Annotated in this window: 23 protein-coding genes and 1 pseudogene; 9 read left to right on the top strand and 15 right to left on the bottom strand. The window is 71.7% G+C overall.

Annotated features, from left to right (window positions below; genetic code table 11):
- Positions 1 to 54: 54 nt before the first annotated feature.
- Together tal and G6R25_RS08970 are read right to left on the bottom strand one after the other, a co-directional pair.
- Positions 55 to 1170, bottom strand: coding sequence for a transaldolase (gene tal / locus G6R25_RS08975; protein WP_163552603.1), 1116 nt, complete (start codon positions 1168 to 1170; stop codon positions 55 to 57).
- Between the two features lie 702 nt (positions 1171 to 1872).
- On the bottom strand, positions 1873 to 2283 hold the full coding sequence (locus G6R25_RS08970; protein ID WP_163552602.1) for a hypothetical protein: 411 nt from the start codon (positions 2281 to 2283) through the stop codon (positions 1873 to 1875).
- Between the two features lie 97 nt (positions 2284 to 2380).
- Between G6R25_RS08970 and G6R25_RS08965 the strand changes: the two genes are divergently transcribed.
- Positions 2381 to 3217, top strand: coding sequence for a heme o synthase (locus tag G6R25_RS08965; RefSeq protein ID WP_419469332.1), 837 nt, complete (start codon positions 2381 to 2383; stop codon positions 3215 to 3217).
- A 203-nt stretch (positions 3218 to 3420) separates the two neighbouring features.
- On the opposite strand, the gene G6R25_RS30280 is transcribed toward G6R25_RS08965, so the two are convergent.
- From G6R25_RS30280 to G6R25_RS26565, 13 genes and pseudogenes are all read right to left on the bottom strand, one after another.
- On the bottom strand, positions 3421 to 3705 hold the full coding sequence (locus G6R25_RS30280; RefSeq protein ID WP_419469331.1) for a tetratricopeptide repeat protein: 285 nt from the start codon (positions 3703 to 3705) through the stop codon (positions 3421 to 3423).
- A 293-nt stretch (positions 3706 to 3998) separates the two neighbouring features.
- Positions 3999 to 5153 (bottom strand): annotated as a pseudogene (gene fxsT, locus G6R25_RS30275) (FxSxx-COOH system tetratricopeptide repeat protein); the annotation flags it as partial.
- Positions 5154 to 5164: 11 nt separating this feature from the next.
- On the bottom strand, positions 5165 to 5542 hold the full coding sequence (locus G6R25_RS26580) for a hypothetical protein (RefSeq protein WP_235947874.1): 378 nt from the start codon (positions 5540 to 5542) through the stop codon (positions 5165 to 5167).
- Between the two features lie 208 nt (positions 5543 to 5750).
- Complete coding sequence (gene fxsT / locus G6R25_RS26575; RefSeq protein ID WP_235947872.1) at positions 5751 to 7247, bottom strand: FxSxx-COOH system tetratricopeptide repeat protein; 1497 nt, start codon at positions 7245 to 7247, stop codon at positions 5751 to 5753.
- Positions 7248 to 7413: 166 nt separating this feature from the next.
- Positions 7414 to 7791, bottom strand: a complete 378-nt coding sequence (locus tag G6R25_RS08940) for a hypothetical protein (RefSeq protein ID WP_163552601.1) — start codon at positions 7789 to 7791, stop codon at positions 7414 to 7416.
- 330 nt (positions 7792 to 8121) lie between these two features.
- Entirely contained in the window at positions 8122 to 8397 is a 276-nt protein-coding gene (locus G6R25_RS08935) for a VOC family protein (protein ID WP_235947870.1), read from the bottom strand.
- 50 nt (positions 8398 to 8447) lie between these two features.
- Positions 8448 to 9521 (bottom strand): COX15/CtaA family protein, encoded by a 1074-nt coding sequence (locus G6R25_RS08930; RefSeq protein WP_163552600.1) that lies wholly within the window; start codon positions 9519 to 9521, stop codon positions 8448 to 8450.
- A 91-nt stretch (positions 9522 to 9612) separates the two neighbouring features.
- Positions 9613 to 10461 carry an ABC transporter permease gene (locus G6R25_RS08925; RefSeq protein WP_136446789.1) on the bottom strand — a complete coding sequence of 283 codons (849 nt, stop codon included), beginning with the start codon at positions 10459 to 10461 and terminating at the stop codon, positions 9613 to 9615.
- Positions 10458 to 11558: an ABC transporter ATP-binding protein gene (locus tag G6R25_RS08920; RefSeq protein ID WP_163552599.1), complete on the bottom strand. Its 1101-nt coding sequence runs from the start codon at positions 11556 to 11558 to the stop codon at positions 10458 to 10460. The genes G6R25_RS08925 and G6R25_RS08920 overlap by 4 nt, the downstream gene beginning before the upstream one ends.
- A gap of 70 nt (positions 11559 to 11628) precedes the next feature.
- Complete coding sequence (locus G6R25_RS08915; RefSeq protein ID WP_163552598.1) at positions 11629 to 12168, bottom strand: transcriptional regulator; 540 nt, start codon at positions 12166 to 12168, stop codon at positions 11629 to 11631.
- Positions 12169 to 12576: 408 nt separating this feature from the next.
- Entirely contained in the window at positions 12577 to 14133 is a 1557-nt protein-coding gene (gene glpK, locus G6R25_RS08910; protein ID WP_163552597.1) for a glycerol kinase GlpK, read from the bottom strand.
- Positions 14134 to 14738: 605 nt separating this feature from the next.
- A complete protein-coding gene (locus G6R25_RS26570; protein WP_235947868.1) occupies positions 14739 to 15182 on the bottom strand; it encodes a hypothetical protein in 444 nt (147 codons plus the stop codon).
- Complete coding sequence (locus G6R25_RS26565; protein ID WP_235947866.1) at positions 15121 to 15444, bottom strand: hypothetical protein; 324 nt, start codon at positions 15442 to 15444, stop codon at positions 15121 to 15123. The genes G6R25_RS26570 and G6R25_RS26565 overlap by 62 nt, the downstream gene beginning before the upstream one ends.
- 298 nt (positions 15445 to 15742) lie before the next feature.
- Here G6R25_RS26565 and G6R25_RS08900 point away from each other — a divergent pair, with 298 nt between their 5' ends.
- Genes G6R25_RS08900 through G6R25_RS08865 form a run of 8 tightly spaced genes read left to right on the top strand, consistent with a single transcriptional unit; the run spans position 15743 to position 22575 of the window.
- The gene (locus tag G6R25_RS08900; protein ID WP_163552596.1) at positions 15743 to 16546 is read left to right on the top strand and encodes a helix-turn-helix transcriptional regulator; all 804 of its coding nucleotides are present in this window, start codon (positions 15743 to 15745) and stop codon (positions 16544 to 16546) included.
- Entirely contained in the window at positions 16543 to 17955 is a 1413-nt protein-coding gene (gene sufB / locus G6R25_RS08895; protein ID WP_136446794.1) for a Fe-S cluster assembly protein SufB, read from the top strand. The genes G6R25_RS08900 and sufB overlap by 4 nt, the downstream gene beginning before the upstream one ends.
- A complete protein-coding gene (gene sufD, locus G6R25_RS08890; protein WP_163552595.1) occupies positions 17955 to 19172 on the top strand; it encodes a Fe-S cluster assembly protein SufD in 1218 nt (405 codons plus the stop codon). Before sufB ends, sufD begins: the two co-directional genes overlap by 1 nt.
- Entirely contained in the window at positions 19169 to 19528 is a 360-nt protein-coding gene (locus G6R25_RS08885; RefSeq protein WP_136446795.1) for a non-heme iron oxygenase ferredoxin subunit, read from the top strand. Before sufD ends, G6R25_RS08885 begins: the two co-directional genes overlap by 4 nt.
- 8 nt (positions 19529 to 19536) lie before the next feature.
- On the top strand, positions 19537 to 20334 hold the full coding sequence (gene sufC, locus G6R25_RS08880) for a Fe-S cluster assembly ATPase SufC (RefSeq protein WP_205446983.1): 798 nt from the start codon (positions 19537 to 19539) through the stop codon (positions 20332 to 20334).
- Positions 20331 to 21653: a cysteine desulfurase gene (locus G6R25_RS08875; RefSeq protein ID WP_136446797.1), complete on the top strand. Its 1323-nt coding sequence runs from the start codon at positions 20331 to 20333 to the stop codon at positions 21651 to 21653. The genes sufC and G6R25_RS08875 overlap by 4 nt, the downstream gene beginning before the upstream one ends.
- On the top strand, positions 21650 to 22147 hold the full coding sequence (sufU, locus tag G6R25_RS08870; RefSeq protein ID WP_136446798.1) for a Fe-S cluster assembly sulfur transfer protein SufU: 498 nt from the start codon (positions 21650 to 21652) through the stop codon (positions 22145 to 22147). The genes G6R25_RS08875 and sufU overlap by 4 nt, the downstream gene beginning before the upstream one ends.
- The gene (locus tag G6R25_RS08865) at positions 22144 to 22575 is read left to right on the top strand and encodes a metal-sulfur cluster assembly factor (RefSeq protein WP_163552594.1); all 432 of its coding nucleotides are present in this window, start codon (positions 22144 to 22146) and stop codon (positions 22573 to 22575) included. Before sufU ends, G6R25_RS08865 begins: the two co-directional genes overlap by 4 nt.
- The last annotated feature ends 253 nt before the right edge of the window (positions 22576 to 22828 follow it).

Below are 22828 nucleotides of genomic sequence, written 5' to 3'. Positions count from 1 at the left end.
ATCCGTCACCAGATCGCTTGAAACCACAACTCAACGACACCTAACAAAGCCCTACTAGCTGTCTGAACCGGATCGGCCGAGCTGCTGCGCGATGGTGCCGAGCAGCTGGTTCCACGAGTCCTCGAACTTCTGGACCCCCTGAGTCTCCAGGGTCTCGATCACGTCGTCGAGGTCCACGCCGACGGATGCCAGGGCGGCGAACACCTGGCGGGCGTCGTCGTAGTAGGGGCGGATGGTGTCCCCGCGGACCTGGCCATGGTCGGCGAACGCCTGCAGGGTCGCCTCGGGCATGGTGTTGACGGTGCCGGGCGCGACCAGCTCGGACACGTAGATCGTGTCCGGCAGGGACGGGTCCTTCGTCGAGGTCGACGCCCACAGCGGCCGCTGTGGCTTCGCGCCCTTCGCGGCCAGCGCCTTCCACCGGGGGGTGGCGAACGCCTTCTCGTACCGCTCGTAGGCCAATCGGGCATTCGCGATCGCTGTCTTGGCGTGCAGCGCCTTCGCCTCCGGCGTGCCGATCTTGTCCAGGCGCGCGTCGACCTCGGAGTCGACCCGGCTGACGAAGAACGACGCGACCGAGGTCAGGTCGCCGACGTCCCGGCCGGCGTCGATCGCCTTCTCGACACCCGCCAGGAACGCCTCGATGACGGCGTCGTAGCGGTCCAGGCCGAAGATCAGTGTGACGTTCACGCTGATGCCCTGGGCCAGGGTCTCGGTGATCGCCGGCAGCCCGGCCAGGGTGGCCGGAATCTTGATGAACAGGTTGGGCCGGTCCACCGACCACCACAGCGCCCGGGCCTCGGCGACGGTGCGCTCGGTCCCGTGGGCCAGGCGGGGGTCGACCTCGAGGGACACCCGCCCGTCGACCCCGCCGGAGGCGTCGTAGACGCCGCGCAGCACGTCGCAGGCGTCGCGGACGTCGGCGGCGGTGATCGCGCGCACCGCCTCGCCGACGTCGACGCCGCGCACCGTCAGGTCGTGGAGCTGCTCGTTGTACAGGTCGCTGGACGCGATCGCCTTCTGGAAGATCGTCGGGTTGCTGGTGACGCCGACGACGCTGCGGTTGGCGACCAGATCGGCGAGGTTGCCGGTGCGCAGCCGGTCCCGGCTGATGTCGTCCAACCAGACCGCCACTCCGGCGGCCGAGAGCTCGGACAGGGGGTTGCTCATCGGGCTTTGGTTCCTCTCCGCGGGCGGTGCACATCCACAACAGGTCAAGTCGTTCTCGGTGCTGGTCATGCCCGTCGCCGGGAATCGGATCCAGTGCGCGGCCGACCAGGTGCGGCCAGCCGGGGCGCGGCCGACCAGGTCGCAGCCGACCGGTGCGTAGCGGCCGGCGCCGGCCGGCTCCGATCCGACGCCCGCCGGTGCACCCTTGTGGGCACTACCCCGCCGCGCCGGCTCCATCCCAGTCTGCTGCCAGTCTGATCCCTATGTGTTCAGCTCCGTGACGCGCAGGTGGCAGTTGGAAGAACAGCCGGCGTGAACTGGTCGGACACCACTGGTGAGACACACCACGGCGGGCCCCGGCCGTGGGGTGACGATCTCGTCCGGCGGCCCGGGCGGCTGGCGGCGCGACCGGCGACGTGAGCCAGGCCGCACGGCTCGTTGCCCGGTCCGGGCCTGACCGCCGCGCGTGCGCGCCGATCCGGCGGCTAGACTCCGACACGTCGTAGAACACCGTCCGCTCCGTCCCCGGGGCTCCGTATAGTGCGGGTCGTCCGCCGATCCCGCCGATCGCGAGGTCGCTCTGTCTACCGAGGCCGCCCTTCGACGCCGGCACTTCACCACACGCGGACCGGTGCGGTCGGGCACCTCCACGTCGGTGATCGCCGGAACCACGCTCCAACCTGCCCTGGACCATGTCCCGGCTCAGGGTGCCCCCGACCCCGCGGACGCCCCGCGCCCGGAGGCCGAACCCGCACCGACCGAGGTCACCACGCTTTCCCCCGGGACGGCGACGCCCCACGGCGCCGCGGTTGCCATCTCCAACGGGGTCGCCATCTCCAACGGGGTCGCCATGTCGAACGGGGTCGCGGTCTCGAACGAGACCGCGAAGCCGGAGGGGAGGGCGGTCTCGCTTGGGACGGCATCCCCGGCCGGCGTCGTCATGTCGAACGTGCTGGTGATCCCCCACGGGACCGCCGGAGCACGCGGCGGGTCCGGGGAGAACGGCACGTCCGGGTCGAACGGGACCGCGGCCTCCACGGCGGCGGCGCACGGAGCCGGCTCCGCCGCCTCTGCGCCGAACGGGACGGTGGTGCTCGGCGCGTCGAACGGCACGGTCGCCGCCTACGTGCCGCCCGCCGCCGACGAGGCGCCGCCCGCCGTGAGTGGGCTGGCCGCGGTGAACTCGAAGATCCGCGCCTACGTCGCGCTCATGAAGCTGCGCGTGGTCGAGCTGCTGCTCGTCACTACCGTGCCGGTGATGATGCTCGCGGATCGGGGGATGCCCTCGGTCTGGCTGATCGCCGTCACCCTCGTCGCCGGCACCCTGGCGGCCGGCAGCGCCAACACGATCAACTGCTACGTCGACCGGGACATCGACCAGGTCATGAACCGCACCAAGCGCCGCCCCCTGGTCCGTGCCACCGTCACCCCGGCCGAGGCGCTGACCTTCGGCATCGCCATCGGCATCGTCTCGACGCTGGTGTTCGGCCTGCTGGTGAACTGGCCGTCGGCGCTGCTGGCGGACGGCGCCATCGCCTTCTACGTCTTCGTCTACACCCTCGGGCTCAAGCGCCGGACCCCGTCGAACATCGTCATCGGCGGCGCGGCCGGCTGCTTCCCGGTCCTCATCGGGTGGTCCGCGGTCACCGGCACCGTGGGCTGGTCGGCGGTGCTGCTGTTCGCCGTGGTGTTCTTCTGGACCCCGCCGCACTTCTGGGCGCTGGCGATGAAGTTCCGTGACGACTACGCCGCCGCCGGTATCCCGATGCTGCCCGTCGTCGCCCCCGTCGAAGTGGTGACCCGGCGGATCCTCGGCTACTCCTACGCGATGGTGGCCGCCTCGCTCGCGCTGGTCCCGGTGGCCCACACCGGCCCGGTGTACCTGGTGTCCGCCGTCGTGGTCGGCGCCTGGTTCCTCGCCGAGGCACACCGCATCGACCGCCGGACCCGCCGCGGCGCCGACCCCCGCCCCATGCGCCTGTTCCACATGTCGATCACCTACCTGACGCTTCTGTTCGTGGCCATCGCGGTCACCGCCGTCGTCTGACCTCCCGCTCCGCCTCGGCTCCGACCGATCCGACCCCCAGACGCGCCGACCGCACACCCGCGGCCGGCGCGTCTGCTGCGTCCGGGGTGCGATGACCAGCGGCGAGGCACCGTCCGAGGCGTGAGGCTGCGGACCGCGTTGCGCTCTTTCTCGACGAGGCACGAGAGTCCGTTAGTGCACTGGTTGGGCGGTGTGAGGTCTGCTTACGCGGGCCGTGCGTCGGTCCCGGTGTCGTCGGGTTGCGCTGCCTGGTCGTGGTCACGGGCGGCGCGAGCTGCCGCGAGGTTGTTGCGGCTGGTGAGGGTGTGGGGGTGGTCGGGTCCGAGGATGCGTAGCCGGTCGGTGAGGGTCTGTTCGTGCAGGTCGATGGCTTGGTCGAGGCGTCCCGCCGACTGGTAGGCGCCGGCGAGGTTGCTACGGCTGGCCAGGGTGTCGGGGTGGTCGGGTCCGAGGATGCGTAGCCGGTCGGTAAGCGTCTGTTCGTGCAGGCCGGTGGCCTGGTCGAGGCGTCCGCCGACTCGTAGGCGCCGGCGAGGTTGTTGCGGCTGGTGAGGGCGTTGGGGTGGTCGGGTCCGAGGTCGTGGGTATTGAGGGTGAGTGCGCGGTGGTGGTAGGGGAGGGCGGTGTCGGGTCGGCCGTGCAGCGTGAGGTAGGCGCCGGTGCGGTCGCAGAGCCAGGACACCTCTCGGCGGGTCTTCTTGCCGGGTTGGCCGTCCAGGACGGCGCGTAGATGGGGCAGCAGGGCCCGCCAGAGTGGCCAGTGTTCGGGGTGGCCGTCGAGGTCGCTGGGAAGCACGGCGCAGAGGAGATGGATGAGGGTAGTGGCGGTGGTTGTGGGGGTCATGGTGGTGCGGATGGCGGCGGCGGTGAGCCGGTGCAGGATGAGGCTGTTCGGGTCGCGGCGGGCGAGGCTGTAGCCGATGAGGGTGCCGACGGTGTCGTTCCAGGCCAGCAGATCCCCGGCCGCCTCACGCAGCGCGGCGACGCTGAGGAGGTGGGGGTGGTCGGTGAAGAGCGTGAGGGGGATGGGTTCGGGTGCGCACAGGGCGCACAGGTCGAGCAGGGCGACGGCGGCCGGGTCGGTGGTGCGCAGCCGGGTGACGGACAGGTCCCACAGGTTCGCGATGGTGGTGCCGGGCCGGTCGGCGACGTGGCCGCGGGTGAGCATGTCCCCGAGCCGGGTGGTCAGCAGCCGGGCGTAGTCGGCGGGGGGTGTGGCGGTCTGGTCGAGGTAGCTGGCGGCCTGTTCCACCGCCAACGGCAGGTCCCCAAGCAGGCCGGCGATCGTCGACGCGGTGTCGGGGTCGATGCCGGGGATCCGGCGGGTGAGGAGTTCGACGGCTTCGCTGCGGGGGAGTTCGGCGACTTCGAGGCGGGTGCCGAAGCCGGCCAGGTCGGTGCGGCGGCTGGTGACGAGGAGCCGGCCGAGGGTGTGGGTGGGCCGGTAGGGACCGGCCACGTCGGGGTGTTCGACGTTGTCGAGGATGAGCAGCCAGCGCCGCCGGTGCTGGTGCAGCGCGGCGAGGATCGCCGGCCAGCCGGTGCCGTCGGGCAGGCCGAGAGCGAGGCCGAGGGCGGCGATGTGGTCGGGGATGGTGTCGGGGTCTTCAGCGGGAACCCACCAGACCACGTCGAAGGCGTCGGCATGCCGGTGGGCGTACTCGACGGCGAGGGCGGTCTTGCCGATGCCGCCCAGGCCGTGGACGGCGCAGACCGCGGCCGTGCCGCTGTCGGTGAGGTGCTGGTGGAGTTGGTCGAGGAGGTCAGCGCGGCCGACGAAGTGGGCCAGCCGTGGGGGTATGTTCCACGCCTCCCCTGACCCGGCCGCAGGGGTGGCAGGTGCTGTGCGCCGATGCTGACGGCGCTGATCGGTGCCGAACTGTTCCCGTCGATCAGTACGCCGCCGGGTCCCACCGTCGGTGTGCGGCGTTTCCACCACGGCACCGCTTACGGCTCCTCGACGTCGCGCACCCGGGTGCGGATCGACGCCCGGGAGTCTCCACCGATCTGGACCGATCCCGCACCCGAGCTGGTGCGGTGTCCGGGGACCCGGCGGACACCGGCGACGTCGGTGCGGATCGATCCGGAGGAGGATCCGCCGACCGACACCCCACCGGCCCCGGGCGGCGGCGCCGACCCTCGATGGTCGAGCACGGTCAGCACGACCTGTAGCCCGACCATCAGCACGACAAGGACGGCCAGGGCGACGATCCAGGGCAGGGTCGGCCGGTCGGAGACCAGGTTCGTCAGCACCCCCGACAGCGCACCGGCCAGGAGCGATCCGCCGGCCGCCACCGCCCGTGTGCCCCATGCAGGCCAGGCCATCACGATCACCCCCGTCACCCTGCTGGCGTGACGATCACACTACGACAACGCACAACCCGGCCGAAGCCACCCCGCGCCAGGCACGGCCGTCCGATCGGCGACAACCCGCCGGACCGTCCCGAAGACCAGACCAGCAAGGGTGTACTTAGCTTGCGTCGACGAGGCACGAGAGTCCGCTAGTGCACCGGATCGACGGCCTGCGGTCTGCTCACGCGCGCTGCGCGTCGGCCCCGTTGTCGTCGGGTTGCGCTGCCTGGTTGTGGTCACGGGCGACGCGGGCTGCCGCGAGGTTGTTGCGGCTGGTGAGGGTGTCGGGGTGGTCGGGGCCGAGGATGCGCAGCATGTCGGTGAGGGTCTGTTCGTGCAGGCTGATGGCCTGGTCGAGGCGTCCCGCCAACTGGTAGGCGAGGGCGAGGTTGCCGCGGCTGGTGAGGGTGCCGGGGTGGTCGGGTCCGAGGTCGTGGGTGTCGAGGGTGAGCGCGCGGTGGAAATAGGGGAGGGCGGTGTCGGGTCGGCCGTGCAGGTCGAGGTAGGCGCCGGTGCGGTTGCAGAGCCAGGCCACTTCCTGGCGGATCTTCTTGGTGTTCAAGGCGGTGTCGGGCTGGTTGTCCAGGACGGCGCGGAGGTGGGGCAGCAGGGTGCGCCAGGGTGGCCAGCGTTCGGGGTGGCCGTCGAGGTCGCCGGGCAGCGCGGCGCGCAGGAGGTGGAGGAGAGCGGTGGCGGTGGTGGCGGTGGTTTTGGTGGTCATGGTGGTGCGGATGGCGGCAGCGGTGAGCCGATGCAGGGTAATGCCGGTCGCATCACGGCGGGCGAGGCCGTAGCCGATGAGGGTGCCGACGGTGTTGTTCCAGGCCCGGGGATCCTGCGCCGCCGCGCGAAGCGTCTTGACCCGGAGATGGCGGGGATCGCTGGTGAGGAAAGTCAGGGGGATGGGTTCGGGGGCGCACAGGGCGCACAGGTCGAGCAGGGCGACAGCGGCAGGGTTGTGGGCGCGCAGTCGGGTGAGGGAGAGGTGGCAGAGGTTGGCGATGGTGGTGCCGGGCCGGTCGGCGACGTGGCCGTCGGTGAGCATGTCGGCGAGCCGGGTGGTCAGCAGGTCGGCGTAGTCGGTGGGGGGTGTGGCGGTCTGGTTGAGGTAGCCGGCGGCCTGTTCCACCGCCAGCGGCAGGTCCCCCAGCAGGTCGGCGATCGTCGACGCGGTGTCGGGGTCGATACCGGGGACTCGGAGGGTGAGGAGTTCGACCGATTCACCGCGGGGGAGTTCGGTGACTTCGAGTGGGGTGCTGTATCCGGCCAGGTCGGTGCGGCGGCTGGTGACGAGGAGCCGGCCGAGTGCATCGGTGGGACGGTAGGGGCCGATCACGTCGGGGTGTTCGATGTTGTCGAGGATGAGTAGCCAGCGCCGCCGGTCACGGCGCAGCGCGGCGAGGACCGCTGGCCAGCCGACGCCGTCCGGCAAACCGAGGGCGAGACCCAATGCGGCGAGATGGTCGGGGATGGCGTCGGGGTCTTCGGCGGGAACCCACCAGACCACGTCGTAGGCATCGGCGTGCCGGTGGGCGTACTCGACGGCGAGGGCGGTCTTCCCGATGCCGCCCAGGCCGTGGACGGCGCAGACCGCGGCCGTGCCTGTGTCGGTCAGGGTTTCGTCGAGGCGGGTCAGTAGGTCCGCCCGGCCGGTGAAGTGCGCCACCCGTGGGGGCACGTTCCAGACCTTGCCGGGTGTCGGGGTGACGGCAGGTGGCAGCGGGGGGAGGTGTTGGACGCCGATGTACTGCGTGACGATGGGACCGTTGTTGTCTCCGCCGACGGACGCCCCGGCCGGGCCGATCGAGGGCGGGTCGGTGCGTCGCCTCCGCCACGGCGTCGGGCTAGCCTTCCTCGACGTCGCGCACCCGGGTGCGGATCAACGCTCGGGAGTCTCCACCGATCTGGACCGACCCCGCCCCCGAACTGGTACGGTGTCCCGGGACACGGCGGACACCGTCGACGTCGGTGCGAATCGATCCAGAAGACGATCCGCCGACCGACACCGCACCAGCCCCGGGCGGTGACGCCGACCCCCGATGGTCAAGCACGGTCAGCAACACCTGCAATCCGGCCATCAGGGCGACGAGGACGGCCAGGGCGACGATCCAGGGCAGGGCCGGCCGGTCGGAGACCACGTTCGTCACCATCCCCGACACCGCGCTGGCCAGGACCGACCCGCCGGCCGTCACCGCCCGTGTGCCCCACGCAGGCCAGGCCATCACGATCACCCCCGTCACCCTGCTGGTGTGACGATCACACTACGGCAACGCACAATCCGGCCGAATGCTCCCCGCACCAGGCACGCCCGTCTGGTCGACGACAGCCCGCCGGACCATCCCGAAGACCAGACCAGCAGGGGTGTACTTAGCTTGCGTCGACGAGGCACGAGAGAGGGTAACGACCTTCCCGCGATCGGAGTCGGGGCATGCTGGCGTGATGTGGGCTGGACGGTTCAGCGGTCTGTTCCGGCCCGCACCGTACCGCCCAGGGCGTCTGGCCTTCGGTCGACGGACCTGGTTTCGGTGCCGTCGATGCGCAGTGTGACGCGGTCAGGCGGGCTGCCACAGCTCGACTCGATTGCCCGCGGGATCGGTGACCCAGCCGAATCGACCGACACCCTCCATGTCCTGCGTTTCTTCGGCCACGTCCGCTCCCTTGTCGCGCAGTTGCGCGAGCATGGCCTCCAGGTCGCGGACCCGGAAGTTGAGCATGGTCTGCTGGACGCGGGACCGGAAGTAGTCGGTCTCGGACTCGAACATCGCGAACACCGTCGGCCCGGCTTTCTGACGCCACACTGCCAGGACGGCGATCAGCCGGGCTGGCACCACATCATCCCCGCCCGGCCTTGTCTGATCCCGTCCGGTCTTGTCCGCAATCAGGGGCGGGGCGCACCGACCGGCTGGGGAGCGGCGGGGGCCGATGGCGACCCAGGGACAGCCGGCGGGGCGGGTTGGGCCGGCGGGGCGGTGAAGGGCGTCGCGTGCTCTGCCGGGGCGTCATCGGTCACCTTCGCCCCCGCAGCGGTCGCGAGGGCTGGGCGGGCGACCATGGCGAGCCACAGGCGCAGCGCGACGACCCACATGATGGTGGCGCCGGTCATGTGCAGGGCGACGAGGCCGCAGGGGACGCCGAGGAAGTACTGGGCGAACCCGAGGCCGGCCTGCGCGATGACGACGGCGACCAGGGCGAGCGAGCCGCGCCGGGCCGCCGCGGGGGCGGCGGTGATGCGCACCGCGAACGCCATCGCCGCGACCAGGCCGGTCAGCAGCATCGCGCCGTCGGCGTGGAGCTGGGAGACGTTGACGATGTCGAAGCCGAAGCGGGCGGGGTGCTCGCTGTCGCCGCTGTGCGGGCCGGTGCCGGTCACCACCGTGCCGAGGACGAGGACGCCGGCGGAGACGACGACGAGCAGCCGGGCCAGCCACAGCAGCGCGGGGGCGACCGCCGGGGTCACCGGGCCGGCGCCCTGGCGGGCCCGGCGGTCGAGGACGACGGCGTTCCACAGCAGCACCATGGACAGCAGGAAGTGGGCGGCGACGGTCACCGGGTTCAGCTTCGTCAGGACGGTGATCCCGCCCAGCACCGCCTGGCCGAGGTAGCCCAGCCACAGGCCGAACGACAGCAGGGTCAGGTCCCGGCGGCGGCCGCTGCGCAGCCGCAGCGCCATGATCGGGGTGATGAGCACCACCGCCCCGACGACCAGGCCGACGACTCGGTTGCCGAACTCGATCGCGCCGTGCAGGGCGTACTCGGAGTGCGGGGTGAACGAGCCGTCGCCGCACTGCGGCCACGTCGGGCAGCCCAGGCCGGAGCCGCTGAGCCGGACGACCCCGCCGCTGACCACGATCAGGGACAGCGCGAAGACGTTGAGCGCGGTGACGAACTGGAACGCGCGCCGGCCGACGAGCGGCAATCTCCGACGCGTTGTAGAAGTTGGCACGGATGCCATGGTAACGCCCGGTGCGCTCACGCCTGCCCGGCCGGCCGCGGCGCCGCCCGGTCGGGTCATGCGCGGGGATCGGGTCATGCGCGGCGGTCGGTTATTCCCAGCGGAAGGTGCGGGCGGCGAGACCCAGGGTCACCATCGCCCACACCGCGAGCACGACCAGGTTGCGGACCCCGGGGCCGGAACCGTCGGCGAGGACGTCGCGCAGCCCGTCCGACAGTGCGGCGGTGGGCAGCACCTCGGCGATCGCCCGCAGCCAGCCGGGCAGCTTCGACAGCGGGAAGACCACCCCGCCGATCAGCAGCAGCAGCAGGTAGACGCCGTTGGCGGCGGCAAGCGTCGCCTCGGCGCGCAGGGTGCCGGCCATGAGCAGGCCGAGGCCGGAGAACGCGGCGGTGCCGAGCACGAGCAGCGCCAGCACCGACGGCACGGCTCCCGCCCCACCGGCCGGATCCCAACCCAGCGCGAAGCCCACCGCGACCAGCAGGACGAGCTGGATGACCTCGACGGCGAGCACGGCCGCGGTCTTGCCGGCGAGCAGGATCGAACGGGGTAGCGGCGTCGCCCCGAGCCGTTTGAGCACCCCGTAGGAGCGTTCGAAGCCGGTGGCGATGGCCTGGCCGGTGAACGCGGTCGACATCACCGCGAGCGCGAGCACCCCGGGGACGAGGAAGTCGACCGACTTCTCGGCGCCGCTCGGCAGCACGTCGACGGCGGTGAAGAAGGCAAGCAGGCCGACCGGAATGATCATCGTCAGCAGTACGGACTCGCCGCGGCGCAGGGTGAGGATCAGTTCGAGCCGGGTCTGCGCGGCGAACATCCGGGCCCGGGAGGCCGCCGCCGGTGCCGGGCGCAGGTCGAGCAGGCCGGCGCCGGTGCGGCCGGCCGCCGGCCGGTAGGGGCCCGGGCCGCTGGGCGCGCCGAGCGTGTCGGCGGCGGTCACGAACTCAGCTCCGAACCGGTCAGCTCCACGAAGACGTCCTCCAGCGTTCGTTGCTCGACCCGGAGATCCTCTGCGAGCACGCCGTTGCCGGCGCACCAGGCGGTCACCGCGGCGAGCAGCTGCGGGTCGACCGTGCCCTGGACCAGGTAGTGCCCGACCGGCCCCTCGTGGGCGGTGGTGCCGTCCGGCAGCGCGAGCAGCAGCTTGCCGAGCTCCAGGCCGGTGGGGGCGCGAAAGCGCAGCTGGCCCTCGGCGCCGCCGCGGGTGAGCTCCGCGGGCGAGCCGACGGCCACGACCCGGCCGCGATTGATGATGATCACCTGGTCGGCGAGGCGCTCGGCCTCGTCCATGGCGTGGGTGGTGAGCACGACGGTGACACCGGCCGTGCGCAGCTCCTCGATCAGCTCCCAGGTGGTGCGCCGACCGGCGACGTCCAGCCCGGCCGTCGGCTCGTCGAGGAACACCAGCTCGGGCCGGCCGACCACGGCCATCGCCAGTGACAGCCGCTGCTGTTGGCCACCGGACAGCCGGCGGAACGGGGTGCCGGCGGAGTCGGTCAGGCCGAGCCGGTCCAGCAGCGCCGCGGGATCGAGCGGGTGGCGATGGTGCGCCGCGACAAGGCGCAGCATCTCCCCGGCTCGAGCACCCGGGTACATCCCGCCGGCCTGGAGCATCACCCCGACGCGGGGGCGCAGGGCGACCGCGTCCCCGATCGGGTCGAGGCCCAGGATGCGAACCTCGCCGGCGTCGGCCCGGCGGAAGCCCTCGCAGATCTCCACCGTCGTCGTCTTGCCGGCGCCGTTGGGGCCCAGCAACGCCGTCACGGAGCCAACCGGGACGCTCAGCGACAGATTATCGACGGCACGTATCCGGCCGTCGAAGGAGGCGCCCCGCCCGGCGGATGCCGCGGACGTTGCGGGCGTCGTCGAGACCTCGGTGAACGGCGCGGGCCGCAGACTCGGCGCGGCGGAGCCGCGGCGGCCACGCCGCCCGGGGCCCCGGGAGCTCTCCGCCCGGGGCCCGGACCGGGAGGGAACGGACCGCGCGGAGTAGGTCTTCACGAGGCCCGTGACGCTGATTGCCAGGATCTCGGCCACCTGGCGATCCTACGGATCCGATCGGGGGGGGCATCCCCGCCACCTCAGAGCTGACCGCAGGCTGGCGCCGTCAACTTCGCTGCCGCGGCGGCCGGATGGGCAGGACGCGGCGCCGTGCGCCGACCGCCACCGGCTCGCCCGGCTCCACCAATGCGCCCCAGGCGCCGAGCCGTTCGTAGAGCATCGACGGCGTCGTACTGTACAGCCGCGACAGTGACTGCAGGTCAGAGCGGCGCAGCCGCAGGAGATCGCGGGAGGTGTCCGAGCGCAGTACCTGCACGATCGCGATCCAGCGCCGCAGCGGGCCGGTCCGGGTCGGCGGCAGCTTGCGCAGCCGGCGTAGGTCGATGACGAGTGGGGGAAGGTGGTCGACGTCACGGCGGTCGACTGCCGGTGGGACCAGCAGGGTCGCCGGAACGTCGTACAGTTCGGCGAGCTCGACGAGCCGGTGCACCCGCAGGGTACGGGAGCCTCGTTCGTAGGCTCCCAGGGTTCCCGCGGTCCACCGACCGTGGGTGCGCTCCTGGACATCCAGTAGCGACATGCCACGCCGGTTGCGCGCGGCACGAAGCCGGCGCCCGAGCTCCAGGGCGTAGTCCGCCTCGGTCACGGTCTCCGTCCGGGTCAGGTCGACAGGAGACGCCAACCGCCCCCAGTAACACCCTGTCAGGCATTGGTGCGTCTGGCAGCCGGTTCGACCAAGAAGGCTCAAGGGAATGTGGCCCCGACGTGTTCCTGTGAATGCAGGGTGCAGCAGGCTCGGAGGTAGGGACGTTCTACCGGTGACGTTCGGTGACCAATTTACGTCACCTGGCGCGATGCCGCGGTGACCTGATCGGCCGCGCGGCAACCGGGTCCACGCCCGCCCAGTGAGCGCCAGAGCACGTCAGCAGCGTGCGTTGCCGCGGCTTCCTGTGCAGGTCCGCAGCAACTGCGCCCGTCGTGGCGACGACCATGAGTAACGACGGGTACCGGTAACAGCAGGAGCGGAAGAGGTTCGTCGAGCGAGGTGTTGTCCCTACGAGGTTCCCTCGTCGCGGTCGGTGTCCTTGGCGTCGGTGTCGGTGTCGTCGGCCCAGGCGCGGGCGCGGTCGACGGCGGACAGCCAGCGGCGGTAGGCACGGTCGCGCTGGGCGGGCGGCATAGCCGGGTGGTAGCGCCGCTCGCTGCGGCGGTGCGCGGCGAGCGCGGTCGGGTCGGCGAAGAAGCCGATCGCCAGGCCGGCGAGGTACGCCGAGCCGAGCGCGGTGGTCTCGATGTTGTCGGGCACGTCGACGTCGACGCCGAGGATGTCGGCCTGGAACTGCATGAGCCACGGGTTGCGCGCGGCCCCGCCGTCCGCGCGCAGCTCCCGCACGGCGAATCCGGCGCCGGCCATCGCCTCGACGACGTCGCGGGTCCGGTAGGCGATGCCCTCCAGCACCGCGCGGGCCAGGTGCGCCCGGCCGGTGCCGCGGGTGATCCCGAGCAGCGTGCCGCGGGCGCGCGGATCCCAGTGCGGCGCGCCGAGGCCGGTAAGCGCCGGGACGAAGTAGACGCCGTCGTTGCCGGGCAGCGAGGCGGCCAGCTGGGCCGTCTCGGCGGCGTCGCGAATGATCCCCAGCGAGTCGCGCAGCCAGCCGACCGCCGCGCCGGTGGACAGGATCGCGCCCTCCAGGGCGTAGCGTACGGGCTTGCCGTCGAGCTGGTAGGCGACCGTCCGCAGCAGTGACGACTGTGGCGGCGGCACCGTCGGACCGGTGTTGACCAGGACGAACGAGCCGGTGCCGTAGGTGTTCTTGGCCTGCCCCGGCTCGACGCAGCCCTGGGCGAACAGGGCGGCCTGCTGGTCGCCGACGGCGGCGGCGACCGGGATCCGCACGCCGAGGAAGGCCTCCGGGTCGGTCTCGGCGTAGACCCGGGAGCTCGGCACCACGTCGGGCAGCACCTCGGCGGGTACGTCGAACAGGTCCAGCATGTCGGGGGCCCAGGCCGCGGCGGCGAGGTCGAGCAGCAGCGTGCGGGAGGCGTTCGTGACGTCGGTGACGTGGACGGCGCCGCCGGTCAGCTTCCACACCAGCCAGGAGTCGACGGTGCCGAAGGCGATCTCGCCGCGGCCGCCGCGTCGGCGCAGCGCCGGGTCCCGGTCCAGGATCCAGCCGATCTTCGTGGCGGAGAAGTACGGGTCGAGGACGAGGCCGGTGCGGTCGCCGACGGCGGCCGCGTGCCCGCCGGCGGCGAGGCGCTCGCAGTGGGCGGCCGTGCGCCGGTCCTGCCAGACGATCGCCGGACCGACCGGGGTGGAGGAGGATCGCTCCCACCCCACGGTGGTCTCCCGCTGGTTGGTGATGCCCAGCGCGGCGAGGTCGGTGGGGCGCAGATCGGCGTCGGCCAGCGCCGCGTTGACGGTGTCGACGACGCTGCGCCACAGTTCCTCGGGATCCTGCTCGACCCAGCCGGGTCGGGGAAAGCTGGAATGGATCTCCGTGTAGCCGCGCCCGGCGACCCGCCCGTCGCGATCGAGCAGGCAGACCGTGGTCCCGGTGGTGCCCTGGTCGACCGCGGCCACCACGCTGCCCCGTGCAGGTGTGCCCATCGTTGCCTCCCGCCGTGCGCGTCTGCCTGCCCGCGCTTGCCCGCGCCTGCCTGTGCCGCCGTCCGGCAGATCTTGCCGCACTCCGCGGGAACAGGCCTGGCGCCGTGCCCGGTCGTGGCTCGGCCGGCTGCGCCCGGTCCGAGGTCCGAGGCCCGAGCAGGTCAGGTCAGGTCCTGGGCGGGTGAGTCCGAAGTCTGAGCTGATGGTGGCCGGGCGTGATGAGCGGGGTTTCCAAGGTCAGGGTGTGACGCGGGACGCGGAAACCTCCTGACCGCACTTCAGGTGACCACCGAAGGCCGGATCAGTGACCGCCGGTGTGCGGTCGGACCGCCCCGGTCGCCCGCGGCCGACCGTAATCGCCGGGTTCGCCGCCTCGCCAGCCCGAGGTGGGCTGATTACGGTACGTCTTGCACGGTTTGACCCCGCGGACCGTACGCACCGCACCGCAATGCTCCTGCGTACCGCCGCGATCGGCGGATGTTCGCGGTCCGCGGTCCGCGGCGAGGTGGGAGCGACAACAAGAGCGCCATGCCTGTCGCCCAGCGTTCATCAGCTATGACCCCGAGTAGGCAGGACTTACTTGCTCGGCGCGGGTCGGGCGGGTGTCAGCCCAGGCTGGACAGGTCGACGGCGGAGCCGGGTGGGGTGACGGCGGCGGCGGGACCGTAGTCGCCGAAGTCCACCTGGTTGGTGGAGCTGCCCGCGACGGTGATCCGCAGGGGGTAGGCGGGGCCGGCGTTCGCGACGAGGAAGGCGGTGCCGTCGGGCGCCGCCGCCCGCACCGCCCGGGCGCCGTCGACCTTCTCCCGCCGCACCTCGCCGGCGAGCCTGATGAGGTAGCTGCCGAGGGAGTCGCTGAGCCGGGCGAGGGTGAAGTAGCTGTACTTGGCGGCGTCGGCGGGCGCGAGCCGGACCCACCGGTCGGCGAGCAGGTCGGTGGCGGCGGCCTCGCCCGTCGCCGTGTAGAAGGCGCGGCCGCGCCGGACGTTAGGTGTCGTTGGCGATCTTGACGAGTTGGGTCTGCTGGCCGTACTCCTCGATGGTGCCACGGGTCGTCGTGGCGGACATCACCAGGTCGTAGCGGGCGGGGGAGTCGGAGCTCGGGTCCTTCTCGGTGCCCACCACGTGTACTCCGGGGGCGGAGCGCAGTGCCGCGAGCGTGCGGGAGCCGACCTCGGCGGCCGGCAGCTTCTCCAGGCCGTTGGTCTTCTCGCCCCCGCCGCCGCAGGCCGCGGCCGTGGCGAGGGCAAGCAGCAGGCCGAGTCCGAGCAGGGTCCGCCCGATCGCGCCGTGCCGTAGTCGAGCCCGCATCCGTCCGCCACCTCCCCGTTCGAGTCCGCCGGGGGGTGGGCGTCCGCAGGGACGACCCGCCCGGTGGTGCCGCAAGTCTGGCATCACGCCGTCGACGGCCGCAGACAGGCCATGAACCGTGGGTAGATGTTGTGCGGATGCGGTACGCGACCAGCCCCGGCATCATGCCTGGGGTGGGCCCCGGCTGGGGTGGGCCCGGACTGGGGCGGACCCCTGCTGTGATGGACATCGCCTCGGAGTGGAGCTGATCGGGGGCCCTCGGTTCGACCCCGTCCCGTAAATAGGGCACACTAGCGTTGTGAAAAACGACCACGATGCCTCGGGCGGGACGGCCGACGGCCGCACCCGCGACCGGGTCGTGCGTCTGCTGCTGGAGGGCGGGTCGGCCACGGCGGCCGAGCTGTCCCGGCAGCTTGGCGTGTCCCCGGCGGGCATCCGCCGGCACCTTGACGCCATGGTCGGGGACGGCATCATCACCCCGACCGAGAGCCGTTCGCGCGAGCCGCGGGGCCGCGGCCGGCCGGCCCGCAGCTACACGCTCACCGAGGCCGGCCACCGGGCCGGTCCGACGGCGTACTCCGATCTCGCGGCCGGCGCACTGCGGTTCCTGGCGGAGGTCGTCGGGCCCTCGGCGGTCAGCCAGTTCGCCGAGGGCCGGGCCTCCGACCTGGAGCGTCGGGTGCGCTCCGCGGTCGTCGCGGCGAAGCCGGCCGATCGCCCGGCGGCGCTGGCCGAGGCGATGACAGCCGCCGGCTACACGGCCAGCGTCTCGGAGCTGCCGACCGGTCTGCAGATCTGCCAGCACCACTGCCCGGTCCAGTTTGTCGCGGAGCGTTTCCCGGCGCTGTGCGACGCCGAGACCGCGGCGCTCGCCCGGGTCCTCGACACCCATGTGCAGCGCCTGGCGACGATCGCGCACGGCGACGGCGTCTGCACGACCCACATCCCCGTGGGCGCGGCGCCGGGATCGGTTCCGGATGGTCCGTCCTACCAGGGCGTATCCCGTGCGGACGGGTCGAGGTCGACCGCGTCCGAACTGCGCCCCGCACCCGCGTCCCCGACCTGTTCACCGTCCCCGTCTTCGGAGGGTTCCGCCCTATGACAACCTCTGCCGAGACCGCCCTCGAAGGCCTTGGTTCCTACAAGTTCGGCTGGGCTGACACCGACGCCTACGCCGACGACGCCCAGCGAGGCCTGTCCGAGGCGGTCGTCCGCGGCATCTCGGCGAAGAAGTCCGAGCCGTCGTGGATGACCGACCTGCGCCTGAAGGGCCTGCGGCTGTTCGAGCGCAAGCCGATGCCGACCTGGGGCGCGGACCTCTCCGGCATCGATTTCGACAACATCAAGTACTTCGTCCGCTCCACCGAGAAGCAGGCCGCCGAGTGGTCGGACCTGCCCGAGGACATCAAGGCGACCTACGACCGGCTCGGCATCCCGGAGGCGGAGAAGCAGCGCCTCGTCTCGGGCGTCGCCGCGCAGTACGAGTCCGAGGTGGTCTACCACAAGATCCGCGAGGATCTTGAGGAGCAGGGCGTCATCTTCCTGGACACCGACTCCGGCCTGCGCGAGCACCCGGAGCTGTTCCAGGAGTACTTCGGCTCGGTCATCCCGGTCGGCGACAACAAGTTCGCCGCGCTGAACACGTCCGTGTGGTCGGGCGGGTCGTTCATCTACGTGCCGCCGGGCGTGCAGGTGGAGATCCCGCTGCAGGCCTACTTCCGGATCAACACCGAGAATATGGGCCAGTTCGAGCGGACGTTGATCATCGTCGACGAGGGTGCCTACGTGCACTACGTCGAGGGCTGCACGGCGCCGGTCTACTCCTCGGACTCGCTGCACTCGGCGGTCGTCGAGATCATCGTGAAGAAGAACGCGCGCTGCCGGTACACGACCATCCAGAACTGGTCGAACAACGTCTACAACCTGGTCACCAAGCGGGCCGCCTGCCACGAGGGCGCCACGATGGAGTGGGTCGACGGCAACATCGGCTCCAAGGTGACGATGAAGTACCCGGCCGTGTGGCTGCTCGGCGAGCACGCCAAGGGCGAGGTCCTCTCGATCGCCTTCGCCGGCCCCGGCCAGCACCAGGACGCCGGCGCCAAGATGGTGCACGCCGCGCCCCGCACCTCCTCGACGATCATCTCCAAGTCGGTGGCCCGCGGCGGCGGCCGTACCTCCTACCGCGGTCTCGTCCAGATCAACGAGGGCTCCGCGGCGTCGAGGTCGACGGTCAAGTGCGACGCGCTGCTCGTCGACACCGTCAGCCGCTCGGACACCTACCCCTATGTGGACGTGCGCGAGGACGACGCCTCCATCGGCCACGAGGCCAGCGTCTCCAAGGTCGGCGCGGACCAGCTGTTCTACCTGATGAGCCGCGGCCTGTCGGAGGAGGAGGCGATGGCCATGATCGTGCGTGGCTTCGTCGAGCCCATCGCCCGCGAGCTGCCGATGGAGTACGCCCTCGAGCTGAACCGGCTCATCGAACTGCAGATGGAAGGTGCGGTCGGCTGATGGTCGTCATCGACGCCACCGGGCGCCCCCCGATGGCCTCCGGAGCCGTGCCCCGCCCGCTGCGATCGCGCAACCCGCTCGACCACGGCGTGCCCACCGGCCGCGAGGAGGCGTGGCGGTTCACCCCGCTGCGCCGGCTGCGCGGCCTGCTCGCCGGCCCCGACGCCGACGGCAAGGTGTCCGTCACCGTCTCGGCGCCGGCCGGGGTCGCCGTGGAGCAGCTCGACGCCGCCGACCCGCGCATCGGCCGGGTGCTCACCCCGGCGGACCGGGTCGCCGCGTTCGCCATGGCCCGCGCCGGCGGGGCGACGGCCGTCACGATCCCGGCCGAGGCCGCGCTGGCCGAGCCGGTGATCGTGCACCTGCACGGCGAGAGCCCCCGGACCGCGGCCGGCGCCGCCGCCGGGGTCGCCTACGGCCACCTGAGCATCGAGGTCGGCCCGTTCGCGTCGGCCACCGTCGTGCTCGACCACACCGGCAGCGCCACCTACGCCGGCAACGTCGAGGTGTACGTCGGCCACGGCGCCTCGCTGACCTTCGTGTCCCTGCAGGACTGGGACGCGGGTGCCGTGCACGTCGGCGCGCACGCCTACTCGATCGGCCGCGACGCGAAGCTGCGCTCGTTCACCGTCACCCTCGGCGGCGACCTGGTCCGGCTCAACCCGACCGTCGAGTACCGCGGCCCGGGGGGAGACGCCGAGCTCAACGGCGTGTTCTTCACCGACGCCGGCCAGCACCAGGAGCACCGGCTGCTCGTCACGCACACCCCGCGGTCGTGTCGCAGCCGGGTGACCTACAAGGGCGCGCTGCGCGGCGACGCGGCGCACTCGGTGTGGATCGGCGACGTGCTCATCGAGGCGGACGCGCTCGACACCGACACCTACGAGCTCAACCGCAACCTGGTGCTCACCGACGGCGCCCGCGCCGACTCGGTGCCCAACCTGGAGATCCTCACCGGGGAGATCGTCGGGGCTGGCCACGCCAGCGCCACCGGCCGCTTCGACGACGAGGCCCTGTTCTACCTGCAGTCCCGTGGCATTCCGCCGGCCGAGGCCCGCCGGCTGGTCGTGCACGGCTTCTTCGCCGAGGTCATCGACCGCATCCAGGTCGTCGAGGTGCGGGACCGGATCATGGCGACGGTCGCCGGTCGACTCGGCGAGACGCCGGCCGACGACAGCGCCGAGGCGTTGGCCGGCGCCGGCCCGGCGGGCGCATGAGCACCGCCGCCGACCCCGCGACCACCCCCCGCTGGCACCGGGTGTGCGCGCTGGCCGACCTGAAGGACGACACGGCGCTCGGTACCGAGATCGAGGGCGTGCCGGTGTGCGTCGTGCGGGCCGGGGAACACGTCTACGCGGTGCGGGACGAGTGCTCGCACGCCGACGTGCAGCTCTCCCAGGGCGAGGTCGAGAACGGCAAGATCGAGTGCTGGCTGCACGGGTCGCAGTTCGACCTGGCCAGCGGCAAGGCGCTGACCCTGCCGGCGATCGACCCGGTGCCCGCCTACGCAGTGACCATCGACGGCGACGACGTGCTCGTCGACGTCGCACATTCGAACCTGGAACGAGGGTGACGGCAGCGGTGTCGACCTTGGAGATTCGTAACCTGCACGTCTCGGTCGAGACGGAGGAAGGCCCGCGCGAGATCCTGCGCGGCGTCGACCTCACCGTCCGCAAGGGTGAGACGCACGCGATCATGGGTCCGAACGGCTCGGGCAAGTCGACGCTGTCGTACTCGATCGCGGGCCACCCCAAGTACACCGTGACCGGCGGCAGCATCACGCTCGACGGCGAGGACGTCCTCGCGATGGGCGTCGACGCCCGTGCCCGCGCCGGGATCTTCCTGGCGATGCAGTACCCGGTGGAGATCCCCGGGGTGTCGGTGTCGAACTTCCTGCGCTCTTCGGCCACGGCCGTGCGCGGCGAGGCGCCGAAGCTGCGTACCTGGGTCAAGGAGGTCAAGGCCTCCATGGAGGCCCTGGAGATGGACCCGGCGTTCGCCGAGCGCGGCGTCAACGAGGGCTTCTCCGGCGGTGAGAAGAAGCGCCACGAGATCCTCCAGATGGCGCTGCTCAAGCCGAAGATCGCCGTGCTCGACGAGACCGACTCCGGCCTCGACGTCGACGCGCTGCGCATCGTCTCCGGCGGTATCGAGGCCGTGCGGGCCAAGGGGGAGACGGGCATCCTGCTCATCACCCACTACACCCGCATCCTGCGCTACATCAAGCCCGAGTTCGTGCACGTGATGGCGGCCGGGCGGATCGTCGACGAGGGCGGCCCGGAACTCGCCGCCGTGCTGGAGGACTCCGGCTACGACCGCTATGTCAAGGCCGGCGGGGCCACGGCGCCGGCGGGAGCGGGAGCGGGGGCGGTGTCATGACGTTGACCGAGTCGCGGGTCGCCGACGGTACCCCGAGCGCCGCGGGTTTCGACGTCGAGCAGGTCCGCAAGGACTTCCCGATCCTCGCCCGCACGGTGCACGACGACCTTCCGCTGGTCTACCTCGACAGCGCCGCCACCTCGCAGAAGCCGCTGGCCGTCCTCGACGCCGAGCGCGCCTACTACGAGCTGCACAACGCCAACGTGCACCGTGGCATCCACGTGCTCGCCGAGGAGGCCACCGGCCTGTACGAGGCGACGCGGGACAAGGTCGCCGCCTTCATCGGCGCGACAGACCGGCGCGAGGTCGTCTTCACGAAGAACTCCACCGAGGCGCTGAACCTCGTCGCCTACGCGATGAGCAACGCGGAGACCACCGGCGCGGAGGCGCAGCGCTTCCGGATCGGCCCCGGCGACGAGATCGTCGTGACCGAGATGGAGCACCACTCCAACCTGGTGCCCTGGCAGATGCTCGCCCGGCGCACCGGCGCCACCCTGCGCTGGATCGGGCTGACCGACGACGGCCGGCTGAACCTCGACAACCTCGACGCGGTCATCACCGACCGGGCGAAGGTCGTCTCGATGGTCCACCAGTCGAACATCCTCGGCACGGTCAACCCGGTGGCGCGGATCGTCGCCCGCGCCCGCGAGGTCGGCGCGCTCACCGTCCTCGACGGCTCCCAGTCGGTGCCGCACATGCCGATCGACGTCGCCGCGCTCGGCGTCGACTTCCTGGCCTTCACCGGCCACAAGATGTGCGCGCCGACCGGCGTCGGGGTGCTCTGGGGGCGCCTCGAGCTCCTGGAGGTCATGCCGCCGTTCCTCGGCGGCGGCGAGATGATCGAGATCGTCACGATGGAGGGGTCGACCTACGCGGCCCCGCCGCACCGCTTCGAGGCCGGCACCCCGATGATCAGCCAGGTGGTCGGGCTCGGTGCCGCCGTCGACTACCTGACGGCGCTGGGCATGCCGGCGATCGCCGAGCACGAGCACGCGGTCACCGGGTACGCTCTCGACGCGCTCGCCACCGTGCCCGCAATGCGGATCATCGGGCCGCCGACCGACGTCGACCGCGGCGGGGCGATCTCCTTCGTCCTGCACGACGATGCCGGCCGGGCGATTCATCCCCACGACGTGGGGCAGCTCCTCGACGAGCGCGGCATCGCCGTGCGCGTCGGCCACCACTGCGCCCGGCCGGTCTGCCTGCGTTTCGGCGTGCCGGCCACGACCCGGGCATCGTTCCACCTGTACACGACGACCGGCGAGGTCGACGCACTGGTGGAAGGTCTGCACGGGGTTCGGAGGTTCTTCTCGAGGTGAAGCTCGATTCCATGTACCAGGAGATCATCCTGGACCACTATCGCAATCCGTTGCACCGCGGCCTGCGCGACCCGTTCGACGCCGAGGTGCACCACGTCAACCCGACCTGCGGCGACGAGGTCACCCTGCGGGTGAAGGTCGCCGACGGGGTCGTCGAGGACGTCTCCTACGAGAGCGAGGGCTGCTCGATCAGCCAGGCCTCGGCGAGCGTCATGAGCGACCTGGTCATCGGCAAGAAGGTCGACGAGGCGCTCGAACTCGAACGCGAGTTCCTGGCACTGATGCAGTCGCGGGGCACCGCGGAGGGCAACGAGGACGTGCTGGAGGACGCCGTCGCGTTCGCCGGCGTCTCCAAGTACCCGGCGCGGGTCAAATGCGCCCTGCTGTCCTGGATGGCCTGGAAGGACGCGACCGCCAAGGCCGTCGACCCGGCCGCCGCCGCGCCCGCCCCCGTCGGCGCACCCCTCGACGTACCCGAGCAGGAGAAGCCATGAGCGACGCCGTGACCGAAACCCGCCCGGAGGTGGCCGAGGTGGCCGAGGTGGCCGAGGTGGCCGACCCGACCCCCGGCACCGTCGCGGAGCGGGCGGCGGGCCTGGAGCTCGCCGACTTCGAGGAGATCGAGGAGGCGATGCGCGACGTCGTCGACCCCGAACTCGGCATCAACGTCGTCGACCTCGGCCTCGTCTATGGCATCCACGTCGCCGAAGACAACACCGTCACCCTCGACATGACGCTGACCTCGGCGGCCTGCCCGCTGACCGACGTCATCGAGGACCAGACCCGCTCCGCGCTGGTCGACGGCCCCGACGGCCTCGTCGCCGGCGTCACCATCAACTGGGTCTGGATGCCCCCGTGGGGCCCGGACAAGATCACCGACGACGGCCGCGAGCAGCTGCGCGCCCTCGGCTTCAACGTCTGACCCGCCTAGCGAGCCGCCGCCGGTCTGGTCGGATCATCCTCCGGCCAGACCGGGCCGCCGCCCCGATCATCCGGGTTTCGCCGCAGCGCCCGCACGGCCCTGGGCGGCCGAATAAATGCCGGTGAACGGATTGACGTTCAGCCCCCGGCTTCGCTGAATATCGCCATCTCGATGTGAGCCTGAGCTGGAACTAACGTAACTGGTCAGGTATTTGTTTGATCTTGGGTTAGCTGGTTGCGGGCATCCAGGCGCG

Origin of the sequence: Candidatus Frankia alpina (assembly GCF_902806485.1) — a bacterium.
Taxonomy (GTDB): Bacteria; Actinomycetota; Actinomycetes; order Frankiales; family Frankiaceae; genus Frankia; species Frankia alpina.
Note: the sequence above shows the minus strand (reverse complement) of the source record. Positions and strands in the feature narration are given on the sequence as shown.

What these genes read in the sequence shown, in the direction of transcription:
- tal (WP_163552603.1), bottom strand. Translation starts at nt 1,170, where the DNA reads ATGAGCAACCCCCTGTCCGAGCTCTCGGCCGCCGGAGTGGCGGTCTGG.
- G6R25_RS08965 (WP_419469332.1), top strand. Translation starts at nt 2,381, where the DNA reads ATGAAGCTGCGCGTGGTCGAGCTGCTGCTCGTCACTACCGTGCCGGTG.
- G6R25_RS26580 (WP_235947874.1), bottom strand. Translation starts at nt 5,542, where the DNA reads ATGGCCTGGCCTGCATGGGGCACACGGGCGGTGGCGGCCGGCGGATCG.
- G6R25_RS08940 (WP_163552601.1), bottom strand. Translation starts at nt 7,791, where the DNA reads ATGGCCTGGCCTGCGTGGGGCACACGGGCGGTGACGGCCGGCGGGTCG.
- G6R25_RS08930 (WP_163552600.1), bottom strand. Translation starts at nt 9,521, where the DNA reads ATGGCATCCGTGCCAACTTCTACAACGCGTCGGAGATTGCCGCTCGTC.
- glpK (WP_163552597.1), bottom strand. Translation starts at nt 14,133, where the DNA reads ATGGGCACACCTGCACGGGGCAGCGTGGTGGCCGCGGTCGACCAGGGC.
- G6R25_RS26565 (WP_235947866.1), bottom strand. Translation starts at nt 15,444, where the DNA reads ATGCGGGCTCGACTACGGCACGGCGCGATCGGGCGGACCCTGCTCGGA.
- sufB (WP_136446794.1), top strand. Translation starts at nt 16,543, where the DNA reads ATGACAACCTCTGCCGAGACCGCCCTCGAAGGCCTTGGTTCCTACAAG.
- sufD (WP_163552595.1), top strand. Translation starts at nt 17,955, where the DNA reads ATGGTCGTCATCGACGCCACCGGGCGCCCCCCGATGGCCTCCGGAGCC.
- G6R25_RS08885 (WP_136446795.1), top strand. Translation starts at nt 19,169, where the DNA reads ATGAGCACCGCCGCCGACCCCGCGACCACCCCCCGCTGGCACCGGGTG.
- G6R25_RS08875 (WP_136446797.1), top strand. Translation starts at nt 20,331, where the DNA reads ATGACGTTGACCGAGTCGCGGGTCGCCGACGGTACCCCGAGCGCCGCG.
- G6R25_RS08865 (WP_163552594.1), top strand. Translation starts at nt 22,144, where the DNA reads ATGAGCGACGCCGTGACCGAAACCCGCCCGGAGGTGGCCGAGGTGGCC.